Genomic DNA, 9948 nt, shown 5'->3' on the forward strand with positions numbered 1-9948 from the left:
GCCCGGACCCCCGGTCCGTTCCCACCGTGGCACCCGCCCCCGGATCGGAGCCGGCGGCCGCCCGGTCCGCCTCCGAGGACGCGGGCCCGAGGTGGTCGGTGGCCGCGCGCTGGGCGGCCACGAGGAGCTGGCGGCGCAGCTGCTGCGCGTGCTCCCGCCCGAGGTAGGACAGCTCCAGAACGCTCGACCCGCCGTCGGCCACGTCGAACTTGAGGGACGCGAGGCCCAGGATGCGTGGCAGGAACCGGCGTTCGATGTCGATGCCCTGCACCCGGTCCAGGCGCGCCTGGCGCTGGGTGCGGAACAGCCACCCGCTGCGGAAGCGCACGTGGTCCTCCGTGATCTGGTAGCGGATGAACCACCAGGAGAGCAGACCCAGGGCGATCAGCACACCCAGGGCGCCGCACAGCACGGCGAGCGCCAGGCCCAGGCCGACGACCTCGACCGCCCCGCTCACGTTGACCTCAAGGGGCTCGTGCTTGACCAGCGAGGACACGAGGTCGTCCACGAACGCGTTGCCGATGCCCCACACCAGGGCCACGAGCAGCAGCCAGCTGCGCACGAACGGGGTCAGCGGGTGCACCCGGTGCCACACGCCCTCGGCGTCACCGCGCACGGTGATCTCCGGGGCGTGGCCGACGGGCCGTTCCGCGGGTGCTCCTGCGGCGGAGTCCCGGCCCGTCACAGGCCCACCATGTGCTCTTCCCCGCGCTCCGTGAGCTGCTCGCGCAACCGGTCCGCCTCCTCGCGGGGCAGCCCGGGCAGCACGGCGTCGGTGCTCGCGGCGGCCGTGTGCAGGGTGACGGACGCGAGGTTGAACGCGCTGAGCAGGGGCCCGGTCTTGATGTCCACGTACTGCATGCGCCCGTAGGGCACCACCGTGACGGTGCGGAAGAACAGGCCCCGGCGCAGCCACAGCTCGGTGGGTGCCTCCGCATAGCCGATCGCCCGCACCCTGCGGGGCACCAGGGCGAGGTTGATGCCACCCCACACGAGAGCCACCGCGGGCAGCAGCCACAGCCACTGCGCGGTCCCGCGGTCCCAGAGCCCCAGCAGCGCGAGCACGAGGGGCACCGCCATGAGGACCACCCACACCACCGTGGCCGTCACCGCGCCGATCACGCGCACCGTGACGTACTTGGGTGAGACCCGCCGCCAGGACAGATCCGGCGGGCTGAGCTCATCGGTGGCGGGCATAGCCTCCCTCTCCAGTGGCGTACGGTTCCTGCCGTCCACCGTAAGGGGTCTCCTCCTCCGCGTCCGGGTCATCGGGAGGAAGCCTGCAGGATTTCTCCACGATCCACCCGAGCACGGTGAGGCCCACTCCCACCACCACCTGGGCAACGCACTGCCACAGGGACTGCTGCGTTGAGCGCACGCCCAGCAGCGTGAGCTGGTCCAGCCCGACCCCCGCGTGCCATCCCGCGCACAGTGCACCGTAGTAGGCCACCGCCTGCGCCGCCGCCGCCGTGCCCACGGCCCACACGGGATCGTAGGGCTTGCGCTTCGCGGGGTCACGACGCCGCCCGGCGCCCTTCCCGGGGTCGCGGTAGGCACGCAGCCGCAGTCCCAGGTAGGCCAGCACGACTCCCGCCCCCACCTCGGCGAGCACGCTGATCCAGGGCAGCACCAGCAGGCTCTGGCGGCCACCGGCCACCACCTGGGTCATGCTCCAGCCGATGGCGGCGGCCACGAGTGCCGCGGCCGCGAGGGACAGCGGGTTCAGGTAGCGCACGGCGGCTCCTCCGGTCGCAGGGTGTGCTCGGTGACCACGAGGTCCTCGCGGTCCGGGGCGGCGTCCGCGAGACGCGCCACGGGCACGCCGTCCAGCTCCGCAGCGGGGTCCATCAGGGCCCACGGGCGCAGGACGAAGGCGCGCTGGGCCGCGCGCGGGTGCGGCAGCTCGAGCCGGGGGTCGGTGCTGCGAACTCCCGCCACGCAGATCACGTCCAGGTCCAGGGTGCGCGGGCCCCAGCGCACCTCGCGCGTGCGACCGTGGCGGTGCTCGATCCCCTGGCACACCTCCAGCAGCTCGAACGGGGTGAGGTCCGAGGACAGCTCCACCACCGCGTTGAGGTAGTCGGGTGAGCCCTCGGGCCCGCCCACCGAACGGGTGCGCACCACGGGAGAGGTTGCCAGCAGAGCAATGCCCGGGGTCGCGGCCAGCTCCCGGACGGCCTCTCTCAGCGCCGTGATCCGGTCCCCGAGGTTGGCCCCGAGCGCCACGACGCACCGCAGCGGCATCAGCTGCCGTCCTCAGAACGGACGGGGCGGCGTCGGACGATGCTCACGGCCACGTCCGAGAAGGTGACGTCGATCGGCGCCTTGGGCTTGTGCACCGTGACCTCCAGCACCGCCACGGCGGGGAAGGTCTCCAGCAGGCTGCGCGCGATCTCCTCCGCGAGGGCCTCGATGAGCTGGAACCGCGTGCCGATGATGATCTCCCGGACCATCTCGGCCACTTCGCCGTAGTGCACGGTGCGCGTGAGGTCGTCGGTGCTCCCGGCGGGGCGCAGGTCCATGTGCAGGACCAGGTCCACGAAGAAGGGCTGACCGCTGCGGCGTTCCTTCTCGAAGACGCCGTGGTAGCCCACCGCGCCCAGTCCGGTGAGGACGATGCGGTCGTGGCTGCTCGGATCGGGGGTCGTGGTGGTCATGGTGGCCTCAGCTCTCGGTGTCACGGGGGCGCAGGACGGGTGGCTCGATCCCCCGCCACGCGTGGGCGGCGGCGACCGCGTCCACCGAAGCGGGCACGTCGTGCACGCGCACGGCCCAGGCCCCGCCGAACGCGGACAGTGCGCTCACGGCGGCCGTGGCGCCGTCGCGCTGCGTGACCGGGCGCGGGGTGCCGCCCTCCGCGAGCAGCGCCCCCAGGAACCGCTTGCGGGAGGCTGCCACGAGGACCTTGTGGCCGAGCTCCCGCAGCCGCGGCAGCGCTCGGAGCAGCTCCCAGTCCTGGCCACCCGCCTTGGCGAAGCCCAGCCCGGGATCCACGACGAGCCGCTCGGGACGGACCCCGGCCGCGAGCAGACGGTCGCGCACGGCCGTGAGCTCCGAGAGCACCTCGCCCACCGTGTCGGTGTAGGTGGCCAGACCGGTCATGGTCTGCGGGGTGCCACGAGAGTGCATCAGCACGTACGGCACGCCGCTCTGCCCGACCAGCTCGATCATCTCGTCGCTCGCGGCGGTTCCCGAGACGTCGTTGACGATGTGGGCGCCGGCCTCGATCGCGGCGCGCGCGGTGTCCGGGTGGAACGTGTCCACGCTCACCACCACGCCGTGCCGGCTCAGCTCGCGGATGACGGGCAGCACCCGACGGCGCTCCTCCGCGGGGTCCACTCCCTGCGCGTGGGGCCGGGTGGACTCCCCGCCCACGTCCACGATGTCCGCGCCCTGCTCGGCGAGACGCAGGCCGTGCTCGACGGCGGCGGCCTCGGAGTCGTGCCGACCACCGTCGCTGAAGGAGTCGGGCGTCACGTTCAGCACGCCCATCACCAGGGTGCGCCCGGTGGGCAGCGCGTCGAAGGAGCCCCACCCGAGGGGCGCGCCCCCGCCCGCTCGGGCCGGTGCGTCCGGACGAGAACCGTGGCGGGCGGCGTCGTGGACGCCGGTTGCGACGTGAGAAGCGCCTGTCGCGACGCCCCGGGCGCCGGTCGCGGCGGCCGGGAGGCCGGTGGCGGCGTCGCGATCGCCCGTCACCGCGAGTGCCCCGCGGCGATCAGGTTCATGGCCTCGGCCCGCGTGGCGGGATCGCGCAGCTGGCCCCGCACGGCGGACGTCACGGTCTTGGCTCCCGGCTTGCGGACGCCCCGCATGGACATGCACAGGTGCTCGCACTCCACCACCACGATCGCGCCGGCGGGGTGCAGGTGCTCCACGAGCGCCTCGACCACCTGGGTGGTCAGCCGTTCCTGGACCTGCGGCCGCTTGGCGAAGAGGTCCACGAGGCGCGCGAGCTTGGACAGCCCCGTGACCTTGCCCTCGGGACCGGGGATGTAGCCCACGTGCGCGACCCCGTGGAACGGCACCAGGTGGTGCTCGCACGTGGAGTAGAACGGCACGTCGCGCACCAGGACCATCTCCGAGTGGCCGATGTCGAAGGACGTGGCCAGCAGCTCGGCCGGGTCCTCGTGGAGCCCCGCGAAGACCTCGGCGTAGGCGCGAGCCACCCGTTCGGGGGTGTCCCGCAGACCGCTGCGGTCCGGGTCCTCCCCCACGGCCAGGAGGATCTCCCGGACGGCCGCCGCGATGCGGGGCTGATCCACGGCGGCGGCCGTCTCCGCACCCGCCACGTGCTCCAGGTACGAGCCGGAGACGGGCTCACCGGGTTCGTGCTGGTGCGTCATTCAGCGGTTCTCCCGCCGGACACCACCCGGTTCCTGGCCGGGCTCCCCGCCCGGCGTGCTCCCGGAACCGGAGGAGGACTGGCCCCCGGGCTGCGGGTCCTGGTGCTCCGGGACCTCCAGCGGGTGCTCCGGCTTGGCGGCAACCGCCTGGTCCTGGGGCGCCATGGTGCTGGGGTCCTGCAGGTTCTTGCGGCGGGCCTCCTCGTGCTCGGCGGCGGTGACCACCGGGGGCACGTGGGAGATCTCGCGCTCCTCACCGGACTGCCACACGGGACGCACGTCCCGCAGGGTCACGTCCCGGAAGATCTCGCGGATCTGGGCCTCGTTGAGGGTCTCCTTCTCCAGCAGCTCCAGCGCCAGGCGGTCCAGCACGGGCCGGTTCTGCAGCAGGATCTGGTGGGCCTCGTCGTGCGCCTGCTCGAGCAGCAGCCGCACCTCGTCGTCCACCACGGCCAGGGTGCGATCCGAGTACTCCTTGGAGCCGGAGCCCATCTCACGGCCCACGAACGGGTCCGAGTTGTCCCCGCCGATCTTCACGGAGCCGATCTTGGAGCTCATGCCGTACTGGGTGACCATCTTGCGCGCGGTGTCCGTGGCCTTCTGGATGTCGTTGGAGGCCCCGGTGGAGGGGTCGTGGAACACGATCTCCTCCGCGGCGCGCCCACCCATGGCGTAGGCCATCTGGTCCAGCAGCTCGTTGCGGGTGGTCGAGTACTTGTCGTCCGAGGGCATGACCATGGTGTAGCCCAGGGCCCGGCCACGCGGCAGGATGGTGATCTTGGTGACCGGGTCCGTGTTGCGCAGGGCCGCCGCCACCAGGGCGTGGCCGCCCTCGTGGTAGGCCGTGACCTTGCGCTCGAGCTCCTTCATCACGCGCGAGCGCTTCTGCGGCCCCGCGATCACGCGGTCGATGGCCTCGTCCACGGCGCGGTCGTCGATCAGCTGGGCGTGGGAGCGGGCGGTCAGCAGCGCGGCCTCGTTCATCACGTTGGCGAGCTCCGCACCCGTGAAGCCCGGGGTCCGCTTGGCCACCGAGGCCAGGTCCACGTTCTCGGCCAGCGGCTTGGTCTTGGCGTGCACGCGCAGGATCTGCTCGCGGCCCTTCATGTCCGGCGCGTCCACGCCGATCTGACGGTCGAACCGGCCCGGGCGCAGCAGCGCGGGGTCCAGGACGTCCGGGCGGTTGGTCGCGGCGATCAGGATCACGTTGGTGTTCGCGTCGAAGCCGTCCATCTCCACCAGGAGCTGGTTCAGCGTCTGCTCGCGCTCGTCGTTGCCGCCGCCCATGCCGGCGCCGCGCTGGCGGCCCACGGCGTCGATCTCGTCCACGAAGATGATCGCGGGGGCGTTCTCCTTGGCCTGCTGGAAGAGGTCCCGCACGCGGGAGGCACCCACGCCCACGAACATCTCCACGAAGTCCGAGCCGGAGATGGAGTAGAACGGCACGCCGGCCTCACCCGCCACGGCCTTGGCCAGCAGGGTCTTGCCCGTGCCGGGAGGACCGTAGAGCAGCACACCCTTGGGCACCTTGGCGCCCACCGCGGTGAAGCGGTCGTGCTCCACCAGGAACTGCTTGATCTCGTCGAGCTCCTGCACGGCCTCGTCCGCGCCGGCCACGTCCGCGAACGTGACCTCGGAGTTCTCCTTGTTGAACATCTTGGCCTTGGAGCGGCCGAACTTCATGGCCTGCCCGCCGGTCTGCATGCGGGAGAAGATGAACCAGAACAGGCCCATGATGATCAGGAACGGGAGCAGGAAGCGCACCAGGGACAGGAACCAGTTGTTCTCCACCGGCTGGTCGGTGAAGCCCTCCAGGTTGGCCTCGTCCATGGTCTTGACGACCTCTTCGGCTCGGGGCTTCACGTAGTAGAACTCCACCTCCTTGCCCAGGTTCTGGTCACCCTGGTGGTAGTCCTCCTTGAGGGAGAGCTCCACCTTCTGCTCGCCGTCGTAGATCTTGGCCTCGTTGACCTGGCCCTCGTCCAGCAGCTCGAGGCCCACGTTGGTGTCCACACGCGCAGTGGTGGGGCTGAAGAAGCTGGCGCCCACGGGCACCAGGACCACAATGGCCAGGAGGATCCAGAAGAGGGGACCTCTAAAGAAACTGGTGGGTTTTTTTGCCGTGGCCAAGCCGTTGATCCTCCCGTGGACGTGTCACGCTCTGCCGCGGTTCACCGTTTCTGAGTGCCGTCCCCGGGGCCCGGGGCGGACACGGCGGCCGTGGCGCGTATCGCACAATCTATCGTTTCGAGTGGCGCCGCAGCGCCTCGGGTGCCGTTCGTTCTTTCACAGCGCACACGATCGGATCACGGTACACGCGCCGTCCCGGTGTTCTCTAGGAGTCGTGCGAGCGCACCCTGGACCGGGTGTGTGCGCCGCCCACTCACTCGTAGACGTGCGGCGAGAGCGTGGCGATGCAGTCCAGGTTCCGGTACTTCTCCGCGAAGTCCAGGCCGTAGCCCACCACGAACTCGTTGGGGATGTCCCAGCCCACGTAGCGGACGTCCACGCTGGTCTTCATGGCGTCCGGCTTGCGCAGCAGCGTGCAGATCTCCACGGACCTGGTGCCGCGGGACTCCAGGTTGGTGCGCAGCCAGGACAGCGTGAGCCCGGAGTCGATGACGTCCTCCACGATCAGCACGTCCTTGCCGTGCAGGTCCGTGTCCAGGTCCTTAAGGATGCGCACCACGCCGGAGGACTTGGTCCCGGAGCCGTAGGAGGACACCGCCATCCAGTCCATGGGGTACTGGCCGTCGAGCTCGCGCATGAGGTCAGCCATGATCGGCACCGCACCCTTGAGCACACCCACCAGCAGGACGTCGCGTCCCTCGTAGTCGCGGTCGATCTGCTGGGCGAGGTCGCGGACCTTCTCGGCGATCTGTTCCTTGGTGAACAGGACGCCGCTGAGGTCGTCCTTGACGTGTTCGGCCTTCACTGGGCGCTCCCGGGGTTGTTCTGGGTGGACGATGTCTGCTGAGCCGCCGGGGTGGGCTCCCCGCGCAGCTCCAGGCACCCCCGCGCGTGGTCCGCGTCCGAGCGGTGCCGCCACGCGGCCACTTTACCCGCCATCTGCACGGGCCCGGCGGCGCCGTAGCCCAGGGCGAAGTCCTCCAGTGCGCCCAGCCGCTCGAACGTGGGTGTCTCCCCGCCCGCGTCCACGCACGCCCGGGCCAGCACACGACGCCGCAGCGCGGCCGGCATCTGCTGGAGCCCCGCGCCGTCGAGCAGCACGGACGACGCCGCTGTGCCCTCCACCTGCACCCGGGCGTCGTCGTACGCGGCGGCGGCCTGTTCCTCGAGGTAGTCGGCGTCCGCCCCCAGGACAGACGCGGTGCGGGCCAGGGCGCGCGCGACGCCGGGACCCAGCTGGGACTCCAGGAACGGCAGGACCTCGTGGCGGATCCGGGACCGGGTGAGGGCCGTGTCCGCGTTGCTGGGGTCGTGCCAGGGCTGCAGACCCTCCGCCGCGCACACCGTCTCAGTCTCCGCGCGGGTGATGTTGAGCAGCGGACGCAGGTAGCGCACACCGTCCTTGACGAGGTTCTCGGGCATGCCCGAGAGCGAGCGCGTGCCCGATCCTCTGGTGAGACCCAGCAGCACGGTCTCCGACTGGTCGTCGCGGGTGTGGCCCAGCAGCACCGCGGCCGCGCCCGTGCGCTCGGCGACGGCGCGGAACGCCTCGTACCGGGCGAGGCGTGCGGCCATCTCCGGACCGGTGCCGGTGCGGGCCACGTGCACCCGTTCCACGTAAACCGGATCCAGTCCCATGCCCCGCAGGGTGGCGGCCGTGCGTGAGGCCACCTCCGCCGAGCCCTCCTGCAGCTGGTGGTCCACCACCATGGCCCCCACCCGCAGCCTTCCCCGGCGCAGCAGGTGGGCGGTGGCCGCCGCAAGGGCGAGAGAGTCCGCGCCTCCGCTGCAGCCCACGAGCACCAGGGGCGGGGCGGTGCCGTTCCCCAGGTCCGGCCCGAGCGCCGCGTCCACGGTGCGCTGCACCGCGCGCCGCGCCCGTGCCACGGCGGGATTCAAGCGCCCGGTGCGTCCCTGCTGCACGCGCTCAGTCCTGGGTGGTGCCGGTGCGCCGAGCGCACTCCTCGGCCATGGCCAGCACCTTGGAGAGCACCGGGGTGCTGTCCCCGAGCATCACCAGGGCGCGTTCCAGCTCCCCCGCCGGCACCACGCCGGCCAGCGCGGACACGGCATCCGTGTCCTTGGTGATCCCCGTGCGGATCTGGGACGTGGAGAGCACCGGCTGCGATGCCTCCACCCTGGTGAGGACCGCCTCGAGGTCCGAGGCCCCCGTGCTGTCCTCGAGCATGACCAGCCGTTCGTAGACGGCCGGATTTCCGATCTTGATGCGTCTGCCGCTGATGAGTTGGGAGAGCATGGGCGCGGACAGGCCCAGGACCTGTGCCAGTCTGCGCTGCGTAATGCCGTAGGCCCCCACCACGGCGCCAAAACGCTCTGACAGCGGCTGACCGTACAGCCGAATCTGCTGATTGATGTTTTCAGAGCTCACGGGCTCATCTTGACACACCGGACCTGGGCGTCGCCCCCGGGTGTGGAACCGGGTCTCAGGCGAGAACCCGCCGCATCCAGGCCTGTGGGTCGTGGATCTCGGCCTCGGTGGGCAGCGTCTGTGGGGAACTCCACACCGTGTTGAACTGCTCCATCCCCACCCGCTGCACGATGTGCTCCACGAACTTCTGGCCGTTGCTGTACTGGCGCATCTTGGCGTCCATGCCCAGCAGGGAGCGCACTAGGCGGTCCAGGGCGCCGTGCGTGGAGGAGCGGGAGTCGAACCGGCGCCGGATGGTCTTCACCGACGGCACGATGCTCGCGTCCACCGCGTCCATGACCGCGTTCGCGTGCCCCTCCAGCAGGGACATCACCGCGGTCACGTGGGACAGGGTGGCGCGCTCGGCGTCCGTGAGGAGGTGAGTCATGGGACCGAGTCCCGCGTCCGGGCGGGGGTCCTTGGAGCGGCCCGCGAGCGAGGCGCCCACGGAACGCAGTCTCTGCCACGCGGTCGCATCCAGCGAGCCCAGCTGGGAGATCTGGCCCAGCATGTGGTCCCGCAGCCACGGTGCGGCCGCGAACTGCACCCGGTGCGTCTGCTCGTGCAGGCACACCCACAGCCGGAAGTCCTCCGGGGAGACGTTGAGCTCCTGCTCGGTCCACAGCACGTTGGGAGCCACGAACATGAGCCGCCCGCCCGGGTGGGAGCGGGCCGCCTGCTCGGACACGAGACCCGCGTACGGGTCGTACTGCCCCAGCACCTTGGAGGACAGGAACCCCACCAGCGCACCCATCTCCGCGGCGGCGGCCGTGGGTGCCATCCCGCGTCCGGCGGCGTCGAACGTGGCCGGGTCCTTGCTGCGGAGCCTGTCGAAGACCGGCTGCAGGAGCACGGAGAACGTCTGCGTGTTGGCCTTGGACCACCCCGCCCGGTCCACCACGAGCACCGTGGAGTTCCGCAGGTTCTCGGCGGCGTCCAGTCCCGTGATGGTGTGCACGTGGTGCACGGACTCGTGTGCGAAGTAGCGCAGGGACTCCACTGCTCTGGACATCTCCCGCGGGGAGGGGGTGGGTCCTGCGGGGG

General features: G+C 71.2%; 12 protein-coding genes. All 12 read right to left on the reverse strand.

The window, feature by feature from the left end; translation table 11 throughout:
* A partial coding sequence (locus D9R02_RS09950) for a PH domain-containing protein (protein WP_147435352.1) occupies positions 1 to 685 on the reverse strand: 685 nt, incomplete at its 3' end.
* Positions 682 to 1197 (reverse strand): PH domain-containing protein, encoded by a 516-nt coding sequence (locus tag D9R02_RS09955; protein WP_019310545.1) that lies wholly within the window; start codon positions 1195 to 1197, stop codon positions 682 to 684. The genes D9R02_RS09950 and D9R02_RS09955, both read right to left, overlap by 4 nt.
* Entirely contained in the window at positions 1181 to 1735 is a 555-nt protein-coding gene (locus tag D9R02_RS09960; protein ID WP_019310546.1) for a DUF3180 domain-containing protein, read from the reverse strand. The genes D9R02_RS09955 and D9R02_RS09960 overlap by 17 nt, the downstream gene beginning before the upstream one ends.
* A complete protein-coding gene (folK, locus tag D9R02_RS09965; protein WP_019310547.1) occupies positions 1723 to 2244 on the reverse strand; it encodes a 2-amino-4-hydroxy-6-hydroxymethyldihydropteridine diphosphokinase in 522 nt (173 codons plus the stop codon). The genes D9R02_RS09960 and folK overlap by 13 nt, the downstream gene beginning before the upstream one ends.
* A complete protein-coding gene (gene folB / locus D9R02_RS09970; protein ID WP_019310548.1) occupies positions 2244 to 2657 on the reverse strand; it encodes a dihydroneopterin aldolase in 414 nt (137 codons plus the stop codon). The genes folK and folB overlap by 1 nt, the downstream gene beginning before the upstream one ends.
* Before the next feature lie 7 nt (positions 2658 to 2664).
* Positions 2665 to 3699, reverse strand: a complete 1035-nt coding sequence (gene folP / locus D9R02_RS09975) for a dihydropteroate synthase (protein WP_019310549.1) — start codon at positions 3697 to 3699, stop codon at positions 2665 to 2667.
* A complete protein-coding gene (gene folE / locus D9R02_RS09980; RefSeq protein ID WP_019310550.1) occupies positions 3696 to 4346 on the reverse strand; it encodes a GTP cyclohydrolase I FolE in 651 nt (216 codons plus the stop codon). The genes folP and folE overlap by 4 nt, the downstream gene beginning before the upstream one ends.
* A complete protein-coding gene (gene ftsH, locus D9R02_RS09985; protein WP_121566838.1) occupies positions 4347 to 6476 on the reverse strand; it encodes an ATP-dependent zinc metalloprotease FtsH in 2130 nt (709 codons plus the stop codon).
* A 253-nt stretch (positions 6477 to 6729) separates the two neighbouring features.
* On the reverse strand, positions 6730 to 7281 hold the full coding sequence (gene hpt / locus D9R02_RS09990; protein ID WP_019310552.1) for a hypoxanthine phosphoribosyltransferase: 552 nt from the start codon (positions 7279 to 7281) through the stop codon (positions 6730 to 6732).
* Positions 7278 to 8399: a tRNA lysidine(34) synthetase TilS gene (gene tilS / locus D9R02_RS09995; protein ID WP_121566839.1), complete on the reverse strand. Its 1122-nt coding sequence runs from the start codon at positions 8397 to 8399 to the stop codon at positions 7278 to 7280. Before tilS ends, hpt begins: the two co-directional genes overlap by 4 nt.
* Before the next feature lie 4 nt (positions 8400 to 8403).
* A complete protein-coding gene (locus D9R02_RS10000; protein ID WP_019310554.1) occupies positions 8404 to 8865 on the reverse strand; it encodes a hypothetical protein in 462 nt (153 codons plus the stop codon).
* Between the two features lie 55 nt (positions 8866 to 8920).
* The coding region (locus D9R02_RS10005) for a zinc-dependent metalloprotease (protein ID WP_259463946.1) at positions 8921 to 9948 on the reverse strand (1028 nt) is incomplete at its 5' end.

It is taken from the genome of Kocuria rhizophila (genome assembly GCF_003667225.1).
Lineage (GTDB): Bacteria > Actinomycetota > Actinomycetes > Actinomycetales > Micrococcaceae > Kocuria > Kocuria rhizophila.